This is a genomic window from Vogesella perlucida (assembly GCF_979366545.1).
This window is the reverse complement of the sequence record NZ_CEETRO010000007.1, coordinates 167662-187999: the sequence shown is the minus strand read 5'-3', so window position 1 is coordinate 187999 and position 20338 is coordinate 167662. Positions and strand designations below refer to the sequence as shown.

At 56.2% G+C, this 20338-nt stretch carries 21 protein-coding genes; 17 read left to right on the top strand and 4 right to left on the bottom strand.

Going from position 1 to position 20338, the window contains the following annotated elements:
• Positions 1 to 4: 4 nt before the first annotated feature.
• From ACZ9XP_RS12150 to ACZ9XP_RS12090, 13 genes are all read left to right on the top strand, one after another.
• Positions 5 to 676: a NeuD/PglB/VioB family sugar acetyltransferase gene (locus ACZ9XP_RS12150; RefSeq protein WP_147689045.1), complete on the top strand. Its 672-nt coding sequence runs from the start codon at positions 5 to 7 to the stop codon at positions 674 to 676.
• Entirely contained in the window at positions 669 to 1421 is a 753-nt protein-coding gene (locus tag ACZ9XP_RS12145) for a cephalosporin hydroxylase family protein (RefSeq protein WP_147689044.1), read from the top strand. Before ACZ9XP_RS12150 ends, ACZ9XP_RS12145 begins: the two co-directional genes overlap by 8 nt.
• A 3-nt stretch (positions 1422 to 1424) precedes the next feature.
• Entirely contained in the window at positions 1425 to 5354 is a 3930-nt protein-coding gene (locus ACZ9XP_RS12140) for a glycosyltransferase (protein ID WP_465188510.1), read from the top strand.
• Between the two features lie 109 nt (positions 5355 to 5463).
• Positions 5464 to 6306 carry a flagellin N-terminal helical domain-containing protein gene (locus tag ACZ9XP_RS12135; RefSeq protein WP_147689042.1) on the top strand — a complete coding sequence of 281 codons (843 nt, stop codon included), beginning with the start codon at positions 5464 to 5466 and terminating at the stop codon, positions 6304 to 6306.
• A gap of 207 nt (positions 6307 to 6513) precedes the next feature.
• Positions 6514 to 7353, top strand: coding sequence for a flagellin N-terminal helical domain-containing protein (locus ACZ9XP_RS12130; RefSeq protein ID WP_017509667.1), 840 nt, complete (start codon positions 6514 to 6516; stop codon positions 7351 to 7353).
• A 74-nt stretch (positions 7354 to 7427) separates the two neighbouring features.
• Entirely contained in the window at positions 7428 to 7850 is a 423-nt protein-coding gene (locus ACZ9XP_RS12125; RefSeq protein WP_017509666.1) for a flagellar protein FlaG, read from the top strand.
• Positions 7851 to 7865: 15 nt separating this feature from the next.
• Positions 7866 to 9269: a flagellar filament capping protein FliD gene (fliD, locus tag ACZ9XP_RS12120; RefSeq protein WP_147689041.1), complete on the top strand. Its 1404-nt coding sequence runs from the start codon at positions 7866 to 7868 to the stop codon at positions 9267 to 9269.
• Positions 9270 to 9299: 30 nt separating this feature from the next.
• Positions 9300 to 9722, top strand: coding sequence for a flagellar export chaperone FliS (gene fliS / locus ACZ9XP_RS12115; protein ID WP_147689040.1), 423 nt, complete (start codon positions 9300 to 9302; stop codon positions 9720 to 9722).
• A complete protein-coding gene (locus tag ACZ9XP_RS12110) occupies positions 9715 to 10029 on the top strand; it encodes a flagellar protein FliT (protein ID WP_465188509.1) in 315 nt (104 codons plus the stop codon). Before fliS ends, ACZ9XP_RS12110 begins: the two co-directional genes overlap by 8 nt.
• 41 nt (positions 10030 to 10070) lie before the next feature.
• A complete protein-coding gene (locus ACZ9XP_RS12105) occupies positions 10071 to 10466 on the top strand; it encodes a DUF2802 domain-containing protein (protein WP_147689038.1) in 396 nt (131 codons plus the stop codon).
• Complete coding sequence (gene fliK / locus ACZ9XP_RS12100) at positions 10463 to 11974, top strand: flagellar hook-length control protein FliK (protein WP_465188508.1); 1512 nt, start codon at positions 10463 to 10465, stop codon at positions 11972 to 11974. The genes ACZ9XP_RS12105 and fliK overlap by 4 nt, the downstream gene beginning before the upstream one ends.
• Positions 11955 to 12314: an EscU/YscU/HrcU family type III secretion system export apparatus switch protein gene (locus ACZ9XP_RS12095; RefSeq protein WP_147689036.1), complete on the top strand. Its 360-nt coding sequence runs from the start codon at positions 11955 to 11957 to the stop codon at positions 12312 to 12314. The genes fliK and ACZ9XP_RS12095 overlap by 20 nt, the downstream gene beginning before the upstream one ends.
• The gene (locus ACZ9XP_RS12090; protein WP_147689035.1) at positions 12311 to 13180 is read left to right on the top strand and encodes an NAD(P)-dependent oxidoreductase; all 870 of its coding nucleotides are present in this window, start codon (positions 12311 to 12313) and stop codon (positions 13178 to 13180) included. Before ACZ9XP_RS12095 ends, ACZ9XP_RS12090 begins: the two co-directional genes overlap by 4 nt.
• A 59-nt stretch (positions 13181 to 13239) precedes the next feature.
• Here the strand turns inward: ACZ9XP_RS12090 and ACZ9XP_RS12085 are convergent, their stop codons facing one another.
• Positions 13240 to 14106, bottom strand: coding sequence for a YicC/YloC family endoribonuclease (locus ACZ9XP_RS12085; RefSeq protein ID WP_438696656.1), 867 nt, complete (start codon positions 14104 to 14106; stop codon positions 13240 to 13242).
• 80 nt (positions 14107 to 14186) lie between these two features.
• Between ACZ9XP_RS12085 and ACZ9XP_RS12080 the strand changes: the two genes are divergently transcribed.
• From ACZ9XP_RS12080 to rph, 3 genes are all read left to right on the top strand, one after another.
• On the top strand, positions 14187 to 15125 hold the full coding sequence (locus tag ACZ9XP_RS12080) for a serine/threonine protein kinase (RefSeq protein WP_438697102.1): 939 nt from the start codon (positions 14187 to 14189) through the stop codon (positions 15123 to 15125).
• Between the two features lie 2 nt (positions 15126 to 15127).
• Positions 15128 to 15991 carry a PP2C family protein-serine/threonine phosphatase gene (locus ACZ9XP_RS12075; protein ID WP_438697101.1) on the top strand — a complete coding sequence of 288 codons (864 nt, stop codon included), beginning with the start codon at positions 15128 to 15130 and terminating at the stop codon, positions 15989 to 15991.
• Between the two features lie 64 nt (positions 15992 to 16055).
• Positions 16056 to 16772 (top strand): ribonuclease PH, encoded by a 717-nt coding sequence (rph, locus tag ACZ9XP_RS12070; protein ID WP_465188507.1) that lies wholly within the window; start codon positions 16056 to 16058, stop codon positions 16770 to 16772.
• 89 nt (positions 16773 to 16861) lie between these two features.
• Here the strand turns inward: rph and ACZ9XP_RS12065 are convergent, their stop codons facing one another.
• From ACZ9XP_RS12065 to rstA, 3 genes are all read right to left on the bottom strand, one after another.
• A complete protein-coding gene (locus ACZ9XP_RS12065; RefSeq protein WP_147689030.1) occupies positions 16862 to 17050 on the bottom strand; it encodes a hypothetical protein in 189 nt (62 codons plus the stop codon).
• A gap of 83 nt (positions 17051 to 17133) precedes the next feature.
• The gene (rstB, locus tag ACZ9XP_RS12060; protein WP_465188506.1) at positions 17134 to 18432 is read right to left on the bottom strand and encodes a two-component system sensor histidine kinase RstB; all 1299 of its coding nucleotides are present in this window, start codon (positions 18430 to 18432) and stop codon (positions 17134 to 17136) included.
• A gap of 3 nt (positions 18433 to 18435) precedes the next feature.
• Entirely contained in the window at positions 18436 to 19134 is a 699-nt protein-coding gene (gene rstA / locus ACZ9XP_RS12055; protein WP_465188505.1) for a two-component system response regulator RstA, read from the bottom strand.
• A 215-nt stretch (positions 19135 to 19349) separates the two neighbouring features.
• Here rstA and dusA point away from each other — a divergent pair, with 215 nt between their 5' ends.
• Positions 19350 to 20336, top strand: coding sequence for a tRNA dihydrouridine(20/20a) synthase DusA (gene dusA / locus ACZ9XP_RS12050; protein ID WP_147689027.1), 987 nt, complete (start codon positions 19350 to 19352; stop codon positions 20334 to 20336).
• Positions 20337 to 20338: the final 2 nt, after the last annotated feature.

Sequence of the window (20338 nt, the reverse complement as noted above, 5' to 3'; positions counted from 1 at the left end):
TGTTATGACGCAAGAAATCGTATTTTACGGGGCCAATAACCCGGAAACAGCACGCATGATTCGTGCCTGTGAATCGACGCAAGATGTTCGTTTTGTTGGCTTTCTGGACGGGGATGCAGAGAAGCAGGGCAAACCCTATCTTGGCTTGCCCGTTTTCGGCGGTGTGGAAAAAGTGCCAGAGCTCGCTGCACAAGGCATCAAGTTTGTGAATCTGATTACCCGGGATAGCCATACACGCTACACCACGTCTAAGGAAATCGCCCGTTTGGGTGGTGAGTTTGCCAATCTTGTTCACCCATCAATTGATTTATTCATGGTCGAATTGGGTGTAGGTAACTATCTGCAAGAAGGGGTCATTGTCCAGGCTGGCTGTCGCATTGGCGATAACAGCAGTATCCATATGGGTTCATTGATCGGGCATGAGACTGTAATTGGCTCTTCTACTTTCATTGCACACGGTGTTGCCGTTTCAGGCTGTGTCACCATCGGTGACGGTGTATTCATTGGCGCTGGTGCCACGATTGTCCCACGTGTGAAGATCGGTAACTGGGCAATTATTGGTGCCGGTGCTGTTATAACCAAGGATGTCCCCGATGGCGCGGTCATGGTGGGCAATCCGGCAAAAGCAATTCGGCAGCAGCAAAACTTGCCGGCTTGCGGGAGTCCTTATGTCTGATCCAATTAAAGATTTCCAAGCCCAGCGTGATGCATTCATCGCACAGCAAGGGCAAGATGATGCTGTAAAGGCCCTAGGCTTGCAGTTCTTGCTTGATACGGCAAAATATCATTATTCGTATCAATATGAATGGTTGGGGCGGCCAATTATCCAGTTTCCGCAGGATATGATCGCCATGCAGCAGCTCATCTGGCACATTCAGCCAGAGATTATTATTGAAACCGGCATCGCACATGGTGGCTCCCTGATTTATTATGCTTCTTTGTTAGAGCTGGTGGCACAGTGCGGTGGCCCAGCCGGGGCTTATGTGCTGGGTATCGATATCGATATCCGGGAGCATAATCGGGCCGCGATTGAATCGCACCCGATGAGTAAACGGATTCGGATGTTGCAAGGATCCAGTATTGATCCGGATATGGTGGCTCAGGTAAGAAACCTTGCACCTCAGCAGAAACGGGTAATGGTATTGCTGGATAGTAATCATACGCACGACCACGTATTGCAAGAATTACGTGCTTATGCGCCTTTGGTAAGCTTGGGTAGCTACTGCGTAGTATTTGATACCGTAGTTGAAGATATGCCGGATGATGCCTTCCCGGATCGACCATGGGGTAAAGGTAACAACCCCAAGACGGCAGTTTGGCAGTATCTGAAAGAAAATACCGACTTCGAAGTAGACAGTCAGGTCGATAACAAACTGCTTATTTCTGTAGCACCCCAAGGCTACCTGCGGAAAGTGCGCTAATTCATGGTTGATCTTCATATCAAAAAATTAAAAAACCGTTTGACCATTTTTATTACAAGTTATAATTATGGTCATTTTATCGATCAGGCCATCGAGTCGGTGATAAAGCAGACAAGTTCCGATTGGAATTTGGTTATTCTGGATAACGGATCCACTGACAAAACTGAACAGGTTGTTCAGCCTTTTCTTGCGGATGATCGCATTTCTTTCTTCCGGCGCCCTGAGAATATTGGCCATAAGCGCAATATTGTTTCAGGCTTTCGAGATATTCAGTCCGAGTTTGTTGCGACGCTGCAAGCGGATGATTTTCTCAAGCCAGAGTTTGTTGAAACTGCGTTGGCTGCATTCGACAAACATCCTTCCATTCCTTACGTGGCTCAGGGGTGGGATTATTATTATGAGGAACGCAGTGAGTTTACTGTACCGCGCACTACGCCATTTTCACCTGATTTCTCAGGGCTTTGCCGCTTATCGCTTTATCTAAATCTGGGTAACTTTATCCCTTTGCATCTTGCGGTGTTCCGCCGGCAATGCCTCGATATTGCACTGGATGAGCTGGAAAAAGCGCCACTGATGCAGGTTGGTGAACTGACCCTGTTTAAAGCGTGCGAGGACAAGTATGGCCCAGCTTATTATGTAGCCAAGAGTGGTGGCGTATGGCGACAGCATGGCAATCAGCTTACCGGCCAGCATGTTGCGAACTCGACAGCCTATATCGAGGAGCCACTAGAGCGTGTCTGGTATGTGCGAGAGGCGAAAGATCCGCATCCTGACTGCGTGTTTATGTCTTTGCTTACGTTTAACTGGATGACTGGCAGAACTTCATTCCGCCTGGCATTGAACTGGTTGACTGGTGAGCAGGGGCAGGTATTCCTGCAAAGCCACGGCTTGCCAACCGATGAAGCCTCGCTGAATCGCTGGTTTGATCTGGCTTTTGTATTGGGTCTCAAACGTACGGTGTATACACCATTCACTGTGTATGAAGGTGATGATGTCGCTTTACTGTTGCTGCATTATGCTGAAAAGCGCCAATTAAACACTTTGCGCGCAATTCTCGAGCATGCAGCCAGGGTGCTAGGCTCAACCATTCTTCCTGTTGATGAGGTCGATGTACTGCAGGCCAGTTACAAAATCGAGTTGGATGATGTAATCGCCAAAGAAGAGCAGAAAGCCAAAAAAGAAACGCCGATTCGCCAGGGTAGCTATCAGCAATGGCTAGACCGCCATGCCATTTCCGAAGCAGAGACAGATGGCTTTGCTCTGCGCTATCAAAAGCGCGGTAGCGCGAAGAAATTTGATCTGGTTGTACGTTTGAAAGAGGGTGAGCAGTCTTTATTGGCCCAGACACTCGACAGTTTGCAGCGCTTGCTGGTACCTAGCTGGCGCCTGGTTGTAATTGCGGATCAACCTTCTGTTGACGATGCATTTAGTCATCACCCCAATCTAGCCTGGATTCAGGTACCATCTCTTGAGGATGATGTCGCACTGTGTGAGGGGTTTAACTATCTTGCGGCCAACTCGGATGCCGATTATTTCGCTTTGCTGCCGATAGGTTTTCTGATTGAGCCACATGCTTTGCTAATGGTTGAGGATTACTTTGATCTGCATCCTGCATGGCAAGTGCTTTATACAGATCATGATTACGTCGGCTTTGATCTGATGCCCTTGCGCCCGCAGTTCAAACCAGATTTTGACCGTTATTATCTGTACTCATACGATTATATCGGGGCCGCAGTATTTGTTAGTCGTGATGCCCTACATCAAACTGGCGGTTTACAGCCTTATCCTGAAGCAGAATTTTTTGATTTACTGCTGCGTATCAGTAGCCAATGCGGTGACGATATCATCGGTCATTTGGCTGAGCCGTTGCTTCATTTGCCTGATCGGACAGTGGACCAGAAGCATTTGGCTTACGCAGCACGCCGTGTTGCGCTAGAGCAGCATTTTTCCCAGGCAGGATTAGATGTCACGATTGGAAGCTCATTACATGATGAGGTTTTCCATATTGATTTTGCATGCGAATCTCATCCGCTGGTTTCTATTATTATCCCTAATAAGGATAAGATTGAATTTCTACAGCCGTGCATAGAGTCATTGCTGACAAAGACTGACTATCCGGAATATGAAGTCATTATTGTTGATAACGACAGTCATGATCCGGATATTTTAAAATACTATGGTCAGTTGCAGCAGCGTCTTGGTGATCGTTTGCAGCTGCTTTATTATCGTGAAGGGTTCAATTTTTCAGCGCAGGTCAATCTGGGCGTCGCGCACGCACGGGGTAATCTGGTATTGCTGCTGAACAACGATACCGAGGTAATTCAGCCAATGTGGCTGGAACGTATGGTAGCGCTGATTTCTCAGCCAGGTGTGGGTGTGGTAGGTGCAAGGCTGCTATTCCCGGAACATGGAACCATTCAGCATGCTGGTGTAATGATTGGCGGTTCTGCTGGGCCTGAAGTCATTGCAGAACACCAGTTCATTCATCACGAAGGCAATGCTGCTGGCTACATGAATCGCATCTGGAGTATGCAATCTACTATTGTCACAGCGGCTTGCATGCTGATACGGAAAGAAGCCTACCAGGCGCTGTCGGGTTATAACGAGCAGGATCTTGCCGTACTTTATAATGATGTGGATTTTTGCTTGCGTGCGATGAGCGCTGGTTATCGCTGCCTGTACCAGCCATTTGCCAGCATGATGCACCATGGTTCTGCCAGCTTGAAAGCGGCAACACTGGACGATCTGAAGCGTCATTTGAATGGTTTGATTCGGGCCAGTGGCGAGCGCGAGTATATGCTGCGTAGCTGGCTCGACCGCCTGACAGTGATTCCTGCTTTTAACCGCAATCTTGATTTGACCAATACGGCCCATCGCGTCAGCAGCCTGCCTGTGCCATGGGACCCGCTATTAAGCCATTTGCCGACTATTCTGTCCGGCCGCTTGAGTGGGGGTAGTGGTGAGTATCGTGTTGAGCAGCCCTTGCGATTATTGCGTCAACTCGGGTTGATGCATACCGCCGTGATTCCTATCGGGCTGTCCGATGGCGTACGCCTGCCGACTTTGCTTGAGGTTCGCAAAATAGGTTGTCAGACGTTGATGGTGCAGAACCCCATTACTGACATCCACTTATTGTATCTGGAAATGTACAAGAAGTATCTGCCGGAGCTGAAAGTGATTGTTGGCCTGGATGATTTGCTGGGTGCAGTACCGGAGAAGAGCGGGGTATATGTCTACCACCAGCGCTACTTCCGTGATGCTAGGTCCCGGTTGCGCAAGGCACTGCGATATGCCGACCGCCTGCTTGTCAGCACGCAGCCGCTTGTGGATGCATTTGCCGACATGATCGATGACATCGTGGTGGTGCCTAACCGCCTGCGCAAAGAAGACTGGGGCTACTTGCAAAAACCGCGTCACCCAGTGGCGGGCAGAAAGCTACGGGTGGGTTGGGTTGGTGCACAGCAGCACCAGGGCGACCTTGAGCTGATTGCAGAAGTGGTGAAGGAAACCGCACAGGAGGTGGACTGGGTCTTCATGGGCATGTGGCCTGAAGGTGTGGACGAGTTCATCAAGGAGAAGCACGGCTCGGTATCTTTCTCAGAGTATCCGGCCAAGGTTGCGACGCTACAGCTGGATATTGCTTTAGCACCCCTTGAAGATAATGCCTTCAATGAAGCCAAGAGTAATTTGCGTCTATTGGAGTACGGTGCAATGGGGTGGTCGGTTATCTGTTCGGATGTTTACCCCTTCCGTACTAACGACCCGCCAGTTTGCCGGGTTGACGGCTCCAAGGAGCAGTGGCTGCGCGAGATCCGTGCAAGGTTGGCCAACCCCGAACAGGTATGGGCTGAGGGTGACAAACTGCGCGCTTGGGTGGATAAGCATTACTGGCTGGAAGAGCATCCTCAGGACTGGTACGCAGCACTGACATAAAAAAACTAAAGTTTGGTTTGCGCTGGGCGATATACAGGCATAAGCAGGATGCAACAGAGTCACTAAGACCAAGCATCACGACTAACCCAAGATTGAGTGAGGTGCCAAAATGCCAATCATCGTTAATAGCAACATTGCTTCCCTGAATGCCCAGCGTAACCTGAACATGTCCAATACTGCTTTGGCCAGTTCGCTGCAGAAACTTTCCTCTGGCCTGCGCGTAAACAGTGCCAAAGATGATGCGGCCGGTTTGGCAGTAGCGGAAGGTCTGACTTCCCAGATTCGTGGTAACAACCAGGGTGTACGCAATGCTTACGATGGCATTTCGGTAGCTCAAACGGCTGAAGGTGCTTTGGGTCAAGTTGGCAACAACCTGCAGCGTATCCGTGAAATTGCGGTGCAGGCATCCAACGGCTCCATTTCGAACGACAACCGCTCGCAGCTGCAAAAAGAAGTTGACCAGCTGACGCAAGAAGTATCCCGCATCATTACTACCACTAACTTTAACGGCACTGGTCTGCTGTCTGGTGGTTCTAGCCTTACCTTCCAGGTAGGTGCGTCGGGTACTACAAACAACCAAGTTGTGACAACCGGTGTTGAAATGTCAGGTATCAAGGGCTTCAGCTCAGACCTGACTGCAACGGGTACTGTGTCGGTTACTACCTCTGCCGCTGCGTCTGCTGCAATCTCTGCACTGGATACCGCGATCTCGACGGTAACTAACACTCGTGCAACGTTTGGTGCGATCCAGAATCGTTTTGAGGCAGTTATTGCCAATATGCAAAACTTTACTGAGAACCTCAGCGCATCGCGAAGCCGTATCATGGATACCGACTTTGCCGCCGAGACTGCTCAGTTGACCCGTAACCAGATTCTGCAACAGGCTGGTACATCCATCCTGGGGCAGGCTAACCAGGTACCGCAGGCAGCACTCTCCCTGCTGCGTGGCTAAGGTAGTTAGACAACGATATACATCACCTGATTTGGTACCTGTGTCCCTGGCTGCAAAGCTAGGGATTTTTTTTGGGATTTTTTTGAAGTTTTTAAAAAAATGGGCTCAAGAGTCCTAAAGAACTGACGATAGAGCGTTAGAGCGATTGGTATCAAAACCCGGGGAGCTCGCTTCCGAACCAAGTCGCCATAATAACGGAGTTTAAAAATGCCTATCATCGTAAACAGCAACATTGCCTCGCTTAATGCGCAGCGCAATTTGAACCAGTCCAACTCGGCACTGGCTTCTTCCCTGCAAAAGCTGTCTTCCGGCTTGCGCGTAAACTCTGCCAAGGATGACGCGGCTGGTTTGGCGGTTTCCGAAGGCTTGGCCTCGCAGATTCGTGGTAACAGCCAGGGTATCCGTAATGCCTACGACGGTATTTCGGTAGCCCAAACGGCTGAAGGCGCGCTGGGTCAGGTTGGCAACAACCTGCAGCGGATTCGCGAAATTGCAGTGCAGGCGGCCAACGGTTCCATTTCGAACGACAACCGCTCCCAGCTGCAGAAAGAGGTTGACCAGCTTACCCAGGAAGTTTCCCGGATCATTACCACCACCAACTTCAACGGTACTGCGCTGTTGTCCGGTGGTTCCAGCATTACCTTCCAGGTAGGCGCTTCCGGTACAACTAACAACCAAGTCACCACAACCGGCGTTGAAATGTCCAGTATCAAGGGCTTCAGCTCTGACCTGACTGCCACTGGTACCATCTCGGTTACGACTTCTGCTGCAGCTTCGGCAGCCATTTCGGCCCTGGATAACGCCATTTCGACGGTAACCAACACTCGCGCCACATTTGGTTCGATTCAGAACCGTTTTGAGGCTGTGATTGCCAATACACAAAACTACGTAGAGAACCTCAGTGCATCGAAGAGCCGTATCATTGATACCGACTTTGCATCTGAGACTGCCCAGCTGACTCGTAACCAGATCCTGCAACAGGCTGGTACGGCAATTCTGGGTCAGGCCAACACCGTGCCGCAGGCTGCTTTGTCCCTGTTGCGCTAAGGTGAGAAAAGTGGTTTCCCTCCTATAGTCTGGATTATGCTGTAGGAGGGAGTCCTTTTTACGAGGTACTTGTCATGCAAATTGGATCAGTAACCGGCGGTTTTCAACCGCTGGGCCTCACTGCCAAGCAACAGGTAGAGTTACCGCAACAACTCTCTAGTGATGGGGAAGTTGCGGCCACTGTTACGCCTGAAACGCTTAAGGCAGTCAGCGGTGTTAAAGAAGCGGAAGCAAAAGAGCAGGCGAAAAGCAAAGCTGACCAGCAGGCGTTCAGTCAGTCAGATTTGGCCGATGCCATCAAAAAGCTGAACGACACGGTAAAACTTTATAAAGGTGATCTGCAGTTTTCGGTAGACGACGATACCCAAATGCAGATTGTCAAGGTAGTAGACAGAAGCAGCAAGGAAGTTATCAGACAGATTCCTTCACCTGAAGTTATTCGTATTGCGAAGGCCATAGAGGATTTTCGCAGTATCTTGCTGCACGACGAGGCATAGCCTCGGGAGTAGATCATGGCCGCAATCACCACCGCCGGTAGCAACTTTGACGTACAGGGCCTGGTATCCCAGCTGATTTCGCTGGAACAGGCGCCCATGACGTCGAGCAAGAACCGCATCAGTGCTTACAACAACCAGATATCCTCGTTAGGCAAGTTAAAGTCTACGCTGTCCGAATTTCAGACGTCGCTGCGTGGCTTGATTTCTGGTTCCGCCCTGAATGCCAGTAAAACTGACAGCAGCGATGCCAGCACAGTGAAAGGTACGGCGGGCGCTACCGCAGCTGCAGGTACCTATGTGGTCAATGTCACTTCGCTGGCAGCGGCGCAAACGCTGGCGCTGACTAGCTACAACGGTAGCACTGGCAAGATCACGTCTAATACCCAAGATTTGGGTAATACCACCGGTGGTGATCTGAGTATTGCATTCGGGTCTGGCACGACACTTAATGTCACGATCGGTGCTAATGCTTCGCTGCAATCGATTAGCGATGCCATCAATGCCAAAGGCGGTGATGTGACGGCTTCGGTCGTCAATAGCGGTGCCGATGGCTACAAGCTGGCTTTGAGCAGTAAAAAGGCAGGGAATGACGGTGCCTTCTCTGTGACGGGGGGGGCTGCTTTAGGCTTGGGATTCCTGGATTTTGATCGCGGCAGTACTAATGCGGCCAACCTGGCCAAGCGCACCTCTGCGCCGAGTGATGCGCAGTTTACGGTCAACGGGGTGGCTATTACCGCTTCCTCCAACAAGGTAACCGAGGCATTGACCGGCTTGGAGTTGAACCTGTACAAGACCGGCACCGCCACGGTGACTGTGACTCGTGATGATGATGCAGTCATCAAGAATGTGCAGGCATTCGTCGACGGTTTCAACAAGATCAAAACCCAAGTCGATAGCATGTACAAGCAGGGCAGCAATCAGGTCACCGATGCCGATGGTAAAGTAATCGGCACTGCGGTTCGTCTTGATAATGGTGCCCGCATGATGATGCAGGATATAACGTCTGAGTTATCTATAGGTATTGCAGGCGTCTCACTGGAGTCAGGCCTTGGGTTCTTGTCCCAAGCAGGCATTTCTATACAAAAAGATGGGGCGCTCAAGCTGGATAGTGAAGAGTTCAAGAAAGCACTAAACAGGGATAGCGCTGCTGTGTACAAGTTGTTCAGCAATAGCAATACGGACGGTTATGCGGATCGTCTGAATGCCAAAATCAATAAAATGATGGGCCCGGATGGCATGGTGCAGGTCCGTACCGACAGCCTGAATCAGCAAGTAACGTACGAAAAGCAGAAGCAGGACCAGATCCAGGCGCGCTTGGACATGATGCAGAAGCGTTATCTGACGCAATTCTCGGCACTGGATGCTGCGTTGGCCAAAATGAAGAACCAAAGTAGCTATATGGCATCAATGCTTGGTTGATTTTAATAAGATACGGCAGGGTGATAATAAATGAATCGACTGGCATTGCAGCAATTGAACAAGGCGTACCAATCCGATGCGCTTGAGGCATCGGTGTATGGGGCTAGCCCTGTCGGTTTGATCGTGATGTTGTACGAAGGTGCCATATCGGCTTTGCGCAAGGCGCAGACGGAGATTGGGCGTAATAATTACATTGAAAAAGGCAAGCTTATCGGTAAAGGCCTGGACATCATCAATGGCCTCGATACGGTGCTCAACCTTGAAAAAGGTGGGGAGGTGACTTCCAACCTGCGTGAGTTGTATCTGTATATGAAGCATCGCCTTGGCGTGGCCAACATGAAGAATGATGCTGAGATTCTCGAAGAAATCATCACCTTGCTGGATGAGTTATTAGGAGCCTGGCGTCAGCTGGACAAGATGCAGGGGGCGGGTCATCGGGTTGGGCATGTCTGACATGCCTGACGTGGGAGCAGCAGTTTTGTTGCGCTATGCAGAGCTGACTCGAGAAATGCTAGCTTTGGCACAGCGCGAAGAGTGGGATGCCTGGTTGCTCCTGGGCGAGCAGCGTGACGAGTGTTTTACCCAGCTAAGTGAAAGCTCGCAAGTAGGCTCGCTGGATGAGGAAACACGTGCCATATTGGTAGAAACACTGCAGAGAAATCGACAGATGGAAGACTTGGTTGCCAATCGCCATCACGAGCTTTCCGAGTTGCTGCAGAGTTTACGCCAGCAGCAGAAGATTTCTACTACATACCGTTAGGTTTCTGCTGCTGTTTGGCCGCTCAGACTCAGGAGCCTGTGATGAATACTACCGATTGGTTGTTGTTTTTGATTGTGGTGTTGCAGTCCGGTATCGTTTTCTGGCTGTGGCGGCGCATTGACATGATCGAATCGGAGCGGCGGGTAGAGGCCAGTACCTTTGACCACCTGCAGCGCCAGATCAGTGCCATGCAACGCAGCCTGCAAGAAGCCTCGCAAGCCAAACCTGTCGAGGCGCCGTCAGCGCCCGTCATGCCTGCCAGAACCGTATTACGCCAGCAGCCCCTGGCCACCGCGGAGGGTGCGAGCCCTTACAATCAGGCGATCGAATTGTTCAAGCGTGGTTTTTCTACCGCCGACGTCGCAGAGCGCTGCGGCATCTCCCGCAGTGAAGCCGAATTGATACTGTCCCTTTACCGTAATAGCCCCACCGCATGATTTCGCCGTTGTTGCCGGGCCTGTCCGGTACGCAAACCGGTGCTTCCGAGCTAGCCGGTAGCTCGCTTACCCCCGCCCAGGCCATCAAGCTTGGCCGAGAGCAAGGTCGCTTATTGCTGGAGGCCAGCAGCACGCCGGTTCGCATGCCTGCGCTACAAAGTGGCGAAACCCTGCTGGCTCAAATCAGTGAACGGCTGCCCGATGGCAAGTTGGCCGCACAGATCAAAGGCGAGCCTTTCATCCTGACCGTGCCGCAAGACGGCACAGTAGAAGGCGATGCAGTCAGGCTGCGTGTAGCCGCGACGCAACCGCTGTCCTTTTTCCTGCTGGATGGCGACGACCTTAAACCCCCTGCCTCTGCGGCAGATCAGATCGCATCGCGGCAGTCGCAGGCGCTGGCCAACGCCATGCAGCTGGCCGCCAGCAGCGAAGGGGTGGCGCTGGAAACCCTGTCGCAGCCCACCGGCAAAATGCCGGCCTTCCAGACTGGCGAGTGGGTGATGGCCAAAGTAGCCGAGCGCTTGCCCGACGGCAGTGCGGCCGTACTGGTAAAAAATGCAGCCTTCACCCTGAAAGCCCCTGGTGATGGCCAAGCGCTACGCGCCGACCCGCTATTGCTGCGTGTGCGTAGCACCGAGCCGATGCTGAGCTTTCAGCAAGTGGACATGCCGCTGGCACCGGAAACCGACAAGTCTGCTGCTGTCACGTTCAGCACGGCATCACGCTATTTGTCCAGCCTGCTCAGCGTTGCCGGGGGGAGTAATGCGGCCAACCAGAGCCCAGGTGCAAGCCTGCTCACCCAGCTGCCGCCCGGCATGGCTGGCCAGCTCGCCACCGGTAGCAGCCAGCTGGCCGCCACCATTAACAGCCAGCTGGCTGCCGGCCTGGCCGCCACACCACCCGCCCTCCATACCACGGCAGCCCACGCAGCACTGCTGGCCGACCCGGCCCAGCCTGCACAGGAAAGCGAAACCCGCCTGAAGGCCACCGTTGAAAAAAGCGGTGTGTTTTATGAGGCGCACCAAAAAGCCTGGGCCAATGGCCGCTTGTCGCTGGACGAGCTCAAGCAAGAGCCGCAAGCCAGGCTGGCGAGTGCCCTGGCCCCCGAGCCCGCAGGCAAAAGTGCGGTCACGCAGGAAATCGGCCATCTGGTACAACGCCAGCTGGATACGCTGGAGCAAAAGCAGTTTGTCTTTACTGGCCAGGCTTGGCCCGGGCAGATGGTGCAATGGCAAATCCAGCCGGAAGAGCCCGGCGAGCGCGAAGGCAATGGGCAGCAGGACATGCGCGCCTGGCATACCAACCTGGCCTTAAGCCTACCGGCACTGGGCGGCTTGGCCGCACGTATCCGCATGGTGGGCAATCAGATACAGCTGACATTTGACACCGACAACCCCGAGGCTGCCGCCATGATCGAGCAGCACAGACAGCAGCTGGCAGGCTCTATGGAGGCCGCCGGTCTCGCCCTGGCCAGCTTGCAGGTAAGACATGAAACAGGCTCGCCATGATCACCGCCGCTCGGCGGTAGCCCTCAGTTATAAAGAAGGTGCCAGCGCCCCGTCTGTGGTGGCCAAAGGCTATGGCCAGATGGCGGAGCGCATTATCGAGCAAGCCAAAGAAGCCGGCGTATTCGTGCACGACTCGCCCGAGCTGGTGAACCTGCTGATGCAGGTAGACCTGGATAGCCACATTCCCCCCGAGCTGTACCGTGCCGTGGCCGAAATCCTGGCCTTCGTCTATTTTCTGGAACAACAAGCCAAAGGCGAAAAAATCGACTTTGCCCAGTGGCTGGCCATGCGCCGGCCACCTCCTCTTGCTGTGCAAACCAACTCTGGAGCCAATCAATGAAAGTGGGATATATCGGTCTGGGCATCATGGGCCGCCCGTGTGTCATCAACCTGTTAAAAGCCGGCTTTGATGTAACGGTCTGGGCACGCCGCCAGGCATCGGCCACGGCGCTGATCGATGCCGGTGCACACTGGGCACCCAGCGTGGCCGAGCTGGCCGCGCAAGTGGACGTGCTGATCAGTAATGTGTCGGATACCGTTGATGTCGAGCAGCTGCTGCTGGGCCCGGATGGTGTTGCCAGTACTGCCCGGCCAGGCCTGGTGTGCGTGGACATGAGCACCATCTCGCCGATTGGCGCCCGCGATATCGCGCAAAGGTTGGCCGCATCAGGGGTCACTTTCCTGGATTGCCCGGTATCCGGCGGTGAGGTCGGTGCCATCAATGGCACGCTCACCATCATGGTGGGCGGTGACGCCGCCGCGCTGGACAAGGTCCGTCCGGTACTGGCTGCCATGGGGCAGACCATTACCCACATCGGGGATAGCGGTGCCGGCCAGGTCGCCAAGGCTTGTAACCAGATTGCCGTGGGTGTCGGTATTGCCGCCGTAGCCGAGGTGATGAAGCTGGCGCAGGCTTGTGGTGTGGACCCGGCGCCGGTACGTCAGGCACTGCTGGGTGGCTTTGCTGGCAGCAAGGTGCTGGATGTGCATGGCCAGCGCATGATAGACGACAACTACGCTCCCGGCTTCAAGGCCAAGCTGCATCAGAAAGATATGGGGATCGTGCTGGATACCGCGCGTGAGCTGGGCATACGCCTGCCAGAGGCTGAACGCGTGGCGGGCCTGATTAGCCAGCTGGTTGCCCAGGGCGAAGGCGAGCTGGACTCGTCTGCCATTGCGCGGCTGATCTGGGCAGATAACGCCTGATGTCAACAAGGCCGCCTGGGATGGGCGGCCTTGTGATGAACGTCAGGTATGGCGCTGTGTTATTCCACGTTCTGGATCTGCTCGCGCATTTGTTCGATCAGCACTTTCAGCTCTACCGAGGCCTGGGTGGTTTCGGTGGATACCGACTTGGAGCCTAGTGTATTGGCTTCGCGGTTCAGCTCTTGCATCAGGAAGTCCAGACGTTTGCCGACCTGGCCACCGGTTTTCAGGATGCGGCGTACTTCTGCCAGGTGGGTCGTCAGGCGCTCCAGCTCTTCATCTACATCGATCTTCTGGGCAAACAGCGCAAATTCTTGCTTGATGCGATCGTCGTCTACGTTACCCAGGGCCTCTTGCAGGCGTGCGGCCAACCTGGTGCGGTACGCTTCCAGAATGACCGGCAGGCGTGGTTTAACGTCTGCGATAATGCGGTCCATGCCGCTGATGCGGTCTTGCAGTACCTGGGCCAGTTTGCTGCCCTCGCGCCCGCGGGTATCACGGAAGTCGCCCAGGACGGCGTTCAGGCCGTCCAGGCACAGCTGGTGCAGCACTTCCGGCGCTAGCGAGTTCGATTTGAGCACGCCGGGCCAGCGCAGCAGTTCGCCCATGCCCAGGTCGCGTACTTGCGGTGCCAGCTCGCGTACTTCCGCACTGACCGCCAGCAGGCGTTGTACGGTGTCGCGGTTCAGCTCCAGCTGTGGGGTATCATTGTCGGTCTGGTTCAGGCCGATACGGCATTCCACTTTACCGCGGGTCACGCGGCCGCCGATCAGCTCGCGCAATTGCGGTTCGATAATGCGCAGCTCTTCCGGCAGGCGCATTTGCACGTCAAGATAGCGGTGGTTGACTGCACGCAGTTCAATCGATAGCAGGCCGCCCGGAAACTCGCGGGTGGTAGAGGCAAAGCCGGTCATGCTTAAAATCATGGGGGCTCCCGAAACAGAATGAATAATTGGAAACAGACCCCGGATCGTTCTATCGATCCAGAGGCTGGCACACTATAACAATGGACACTACGCAATCCAAGCAGCGCGCACTACCGGTAGGCACCCGGCTGGAAGATTACACGGTGGTGCGCAGCCTGAGCTCCGGCGGCTTTAGCGAGGTTTACCTGGCGCTCGACCAGTACGACCGCAAATACGCTATCAAGGAATATCTGCCGCTTTCCATGACCGGGCGGCGCGGGCAGACCGATGTCACGGTGCTGAACGAGCTCGATCGGGAAGCGTTCAAGCTGGGGTTGAAGTGTTTCTTTGAAGAGGCACGCATTCTGGCAGCCATTCAACACCCGAATATTGTGCGGGTGACGAACTTCTTTCGTGCCCACCAGACGGTCTACATGGTGATGGACTATACCGAAGGCAGACCGTTGGCCAAGGAGATCGAGCTGTCCCCCAAGGGCCTGGCCGAGCCACGCCTGCGCCGTTTGTTTGCCGAGCTGATCGGCGGCCTGCGCGAGGTGCATCTGCAGCACCTGCTGCACCTGGATATCAAGCCGGCCAACATCTATCTGCGCCGTAACGGTACGCCTGTGCTACTGGATTTTGGCGCCGCACGGCAGACGCTGGGCCGGGTACAGCACCTGGCCAGCATGTTTACCCCGGGCTACGCGGCACCCGAGCAGTACGATGCCCAAGCCAAGCTGGGGCCGTGGACGGATATCTATGCGCTGGGGGCCTGCATGTACGTGGCGATGGGCGGGGACAAGTTGCAGTCTGCCGACCAGCGCCTGAAACAAGACAAAGTGGTGCCGGCCAGCAAGGCCTTTGCTCGCTATTATTCATCCGAACTGCTGGCGCTGGTGGACGAGTGCCTGGGCTTGGACCCGCTGACCCGCCTGGCTAGCCTGAGCGAGATGCAAAAGCGGCTGCGTGACAAAAATTATGTGACTCCCGAGCCACCGCGCGGCGTAGCCGCCTGGCTTGGCCGGCTGATGGGGCGATAAGCATGAAGTTTGCCATGGCGGTAGATACCCGGGTCGGTGGCCGCCCCTATAACGAAGACCGCATCGGGGTAGTCTGTACCCAGCAAGCCCAGCTATTGGTACTGGCCGACGGCATGGGCGGCCACGCCCATGGCGAGGTCGCGGCACAGATAGCCGTAGACGTGTTTAGCGAGCTGTTCAAAAAAGCCGCCAAGCCCAAGCTGCAGCATCCGCGGCGCTTTTTGCTCAATGCCGGGCAAGAATCTCATCAGGCCATACTGGACCACGCCATTCGCCACCGTATGAGTGAAGTGCCCAGTACCACGCTGGTGGTCGCGGTGATTCAGGATGGCGAGGCCTGGGTGGCGCATGCTGGCGATTCGCGTTGCTATCTGCTGCGTGACGGCCAGGTCGTCTGGCGCACGCATGACCATAGCCATGTACAGCGCCTGATTGATACCGGTTTTCTGAACGAGGCCGACGCGCACGACCACCCGGCGCGCAACCGTATCTACAACTGCCTGGGGGCCATCGGTGAGCCGGATATCGAGCTGGCCGAGACTCACGCGTTGAGGCATGGCGATACGCTGCTATTGTGTTCCGATGGCGTATGGGGGCCACTGCGCGACGATGAAATCGCCCGCTCTTTTGCAGGCCGCCTGCCCGCCATGGTGGTGCCGGCCCTGCTGAGCGTGGCGGACAAGCGCGCCGGCGTGCACAGCGATAACCTGAGCGCCATTGCCTTGCAGCTGTTATCTGATGAACAGTTTGTGCCAGGGCGTGATGGTTTCATCGATAGTGAAACCCTGGTGGATACCCAGGCAGAACAAACCTGGCAATCCACCCTGATGGACAGCGAGCTGACCCAGGGCTTGCCGCGCGGCTGACAGGCGTCAGCCCGCTGGCGCTTTGCGTTAGAATGCCGCTTTCTGACGCACCTCGAGAAACCGCATGCGCCCATCCCAACGCGCCGCAGATGCCCTGCGCACCGTCCGTCTTACCCGTCACTACACCAAACATGCCGAAGGCTCGGTGTTGATAGAGTGTGGTGATACCAAAGTGATCTGCACCGCCAGCGTAGAAGAGTCGGTGCCGTCATTCCTTAAAGGCAAAGGCCAGGGCTGGGTAACGGCAGAATACGGCATGCTGCCACGCTCTACCGGTAGCCGCATGCGCCGCGAAGCCGCCAGTGGCAAGCAGTCTGGCCGCACGCAGGAAATCCAGCGCCTGATTGGCCGTAGCCTGCGCGCTGTGGTGGATCTGCACAAGCTGGGCGAGCGCCAGATCCTGATCGATTGCGATGTGATTCAGGCTGATGGCGGCACCCGTACCGCCAGCATTACCGGCGCGTTCGTGGCGCTGGCCGATGCCATTGCCGGGCTGATGGCGGCGGGCAAGCTGGCAGAAAGCCCTTTGCGTGATCATGTGGCGGCCATCTCGGTAGGGGTAGTGGCTGGCCAGCCGGTGCTGGACCTGGACTATGTCGAGGATTCCGGCTGCGAAACCGATATGAATGTGGTGATGACGGGCGATGGCCGTTTTATCGAGGTACAAGGTACGGCAGAAGGTGCGCCGTTTAGCCGTGACGAGATGAACGCGCTGATGGCGCTGGCAGAAAAAGGCATTGGCGAGCTGGTAGCACTGCAAAAGCAAGCGCTGGCAAGCTAGCCAGGCGTGTGCGGCCAACCTTGGCGGGCAACGCCGCCATCATGAAAAAAGGGCACCTTGCGGTGCCCTTTTTTCATCCTGCAGCCGGATTACTTGGCAGCGGAAGCGGCTTTTTTAGCCTTAACAACTTTTTTCTCGGCTTTCTTTTCAGCTTTCTTTTCTACTTTCTTTTCAGCAGCAGGTGCGGAAGCAGCAGGCTTCTTGGCATCAGCAGCGAAACCAGCGGAAGCAGCAACAGCGAAAGCCAGACCAGCAGCAACCAGAGTCAGTTTTTTCATGGTGAAATCCTTTGCAAAAGTAGGGTATACACGTTGAACTCAACGCCTGGCGCCATGGTATGTAGCTGCAGGCCGCTTGTCTGTTATGAATTGTTCATCGTTGTATCGCTTTGTTGCTCAGGCCAGCACAAGGTAAAACGGACACCCCCTAGCGTGCTGTCATCGATGCGTATATGGCCATGGTGGGCTAGCATGATCTGCTGCACGATAGCCAGGCCCAGGCCATAGCCCGCCTGGTTTTTGTCCCGGCTGGGGTCTAGCCGCACAAACGGTTCCAGTACGCGGCTACGGTCGGCCGCCGCAATGCCATGCCCGTTATCCGCCACGCTGAGCAGTTGCTCGCCATTGAGCACCTGAAAGCCCAGCTCGATCTCGCCCCGGCCGTAGTTGGCCGCATTGATCAGCAAGTTATCCAGCGCGCGCGCCAGCAGGGTAGGGTCGCCGTGCAGGTTGTCCTGGAAGACCCGCAGCCTTACCCGCAACTGCGGGTGATGGCTGGTCAAGTCGTCCAGGCGTTGGCGTAGCCAGGCGTGGGCGGGCAGGGTGACGGGCTGCATGGGCAAGTCGGGGCGGCCCAGGCGGGCGTGTAGCAGCAGCTCGTCAATGAGCGAGCCGATGCTGCTCAGGTCGCGCTCTATGCCGTCGTGTACCGGGTTGGCCGCATCCACATCCAGCAGTGCCAGGCGGTAGCGTAGCCGCGCCAGTGGCGTGCGTAGCTCGTGGGCTACCGCATTGATCAGGGTTTGTTTGCTTTCCAGCAGCCGCTCCACGCTTTCGGCCATGTGGTTGAAACCCCGTGCCAGCGGCTGCAAGCCAGAGGCAGGCGCCAGACTCACCCGTGCCTGAAACTGCCCCTGGCTGAGCTGTTTGGCCGCGTTTTCCAGCTGTACCAGCTCGCTCCAGTGTGGCCGCATCCACAGCAGTACCGGGATGGCCAGCGACAGGCCAATCATGGTGAGTAGCGCGTAGTCCAGCCATTTGAGTTCGTGCATGAACACCAGATAGCTCATGGGCCCGGCCACCAGGGCGTAGGGCGACTGCTTAACCCGCTGCAGGTAGGTCAGGTCGTCTTCCAGCATCACGATATCGCCGCGCAGCAAGGCCTGCATGGATTGCGCATCCAGCGGCAGGCTTTGCAGCGGCTGCAGGGCCACGTTGAAATCCAGTTCGTGGTCCAGCTTGGCCAGCTCCGCCGGCCATTGCTGCTGCGGTACCCCATCCAGCGTGTGCTCGATCAGCGTCAGCGTGGTTTTCAGCAGGTCCGCCAGCGCGCGGTCGCCGGCTTTTTCGGCGACCTCCTTGTACACCAGGCCTGCCAGCGACACGGCCACCAGAAAGCTGAAAATCAGTAACAGGTAAAACTGGATAAACAGTTTGCGCATGGTTTACCAGCCCGCAGGCGAGAACAGGTAGCCTTTGTTGCGCACGGTCTTGATGCGCTGCGGGGCCAGCGGGTCATCGCCCAGCTTTTTGCGCAGGCGGGAAACCGCAATATCGATGCTGCGGTCCAGGCCGTCGTAGCTCAGGCCACGCATCACGCGCAGCAGGGTATCGCGGTCTTGCACCTCGCCAGCGTGGCTGGCCAGCTGCCATAGCAGGTCGAAATCGGAGGTGGACAGCGCGATGCGCTCGCCATCCAGCAGCACCTCGCGGCAGGGCTCATCAATCACCAGCGTGCCAAACGTCAGGTGCTGTGGCTGGCTGGCCACGGCGGTCGTGGCGTGGCCCGCTGGCTGGTGCTGGCGCAACTGGGCGCGCAGGCGGGCGGCCACCACGGCGGGCGGGGTGGTTTTGAGGATGTAGTCGTTGGCACCCAGCTCCAGCCCCAGGATGTGGTTCATGTCGCTATCCAGCGAGGTCAGCATCACGATGGGGCCGTGGAAGGTTGGCCGCAGCTCGCGGCACAGGGTCAGGCCGTCTTTACCGGGCAGCATGATATCCAGCAGGATCAGTGCAGGCTGCACGCGGGCAACGGCATCCAGCGCGGTATCCCCGCGTGGCTCGATGATCACGTCCAGATCGTGGCGCGCCAGGAAGTCGCGCATCAGCGCGGCCAGCTCGGCGTCGTCCTCAACAAAAAGCACGGTATGTTTCATGGCGACAGACAACAGCAGTAAAACGCCAGAGTATCCTCTGCCCCCCTGGTGGCGGCAAGACACCAGTAGCGGCGTGACTGTAGCAAGATGTTGCCGTGCGCTGGCACGCCATGTGAAGGCGCGCTGGCCATGGTTGACCTTCCCCGGCCCGGGCCGGATAATCCGCACTCTTTTCAAATGCTTACGGCCCCGCCGCCTTATTGATGACCGCAGCACCCAAAGCCCTGCCGCCGCGCACCCTGTCCGTTGCCCCGATGTTGGACTGGACTGACCGCCACTACCGCTACTTTGCCCGCCTGATTACCCGCCATACCTGGTTGTATACCGAGATGGTGACCACCGGCGCGCTGCTGTACGGCGACGTGGGCCGCCACCTGCGTTACCACGAGGCCGAGCACCCCATCGCACTGCAACTGGGCGGCAGCGAGCCGGACGAGCTGGCGCGCTGCGCCCGTCTGGCACAGGAATGGGGCTATGACGAGGTCAACCTGAACGTGGGCTGCCCGTCGGAGCGGGTGCAGAAGGGTGCATTTGGCGCCTGCCTGATGGCCGAGCCACAGCTGGTGGCCGACTGCGTGAAGGCCATGCGCGACGCGGTGGACATCGATGTTACCGTCAAGCACCGCATTGGTATTGATGACATCGACAGCTACGACATGATGCGGGCGTTTGTCGATACCGTGGCCGACGCCGGCTGCCGTACCTTCATCGTGCACGCGCGCAACGCCATCCTGAAGGGCCTCAGCCCCAAGGAAAACCGCGAGATCCCGCCGCTGAAATACGACTACGTGTACCGCCTGAAGCAGGAGCGCCCCGACCTGGAGATCCTGATCAACGGCGGCATCAAGACCAACGCCGAGATTGCCGGCCACCTGCAGCACGTAGACGGCGTAATGGTTGGCCGCGAGGCCTACCACAACCCCTACCTGATGGCCGCCTGGGACGCGCAGTTCTACGGCGATGCCCACGACGTGCCGTCGCGCGGCAAGGTGGTGGAAGCGCTGTTGCCTTATATTGCCGACCGCTTGCAAGACGGCAGCAGCGTGCGCCACATCGCCCGCCACGTGCTGGGCCTGTTCCACGGCGAGCCCGGTGGCCGCCAGTGGCGCCGCATGCTGTCCGACGCCAAAGAGCTGAAAGACGCCGACGAAAGCCTGCTGATCCGCGCGCTGCTGGCCACGCACGGTTGAAC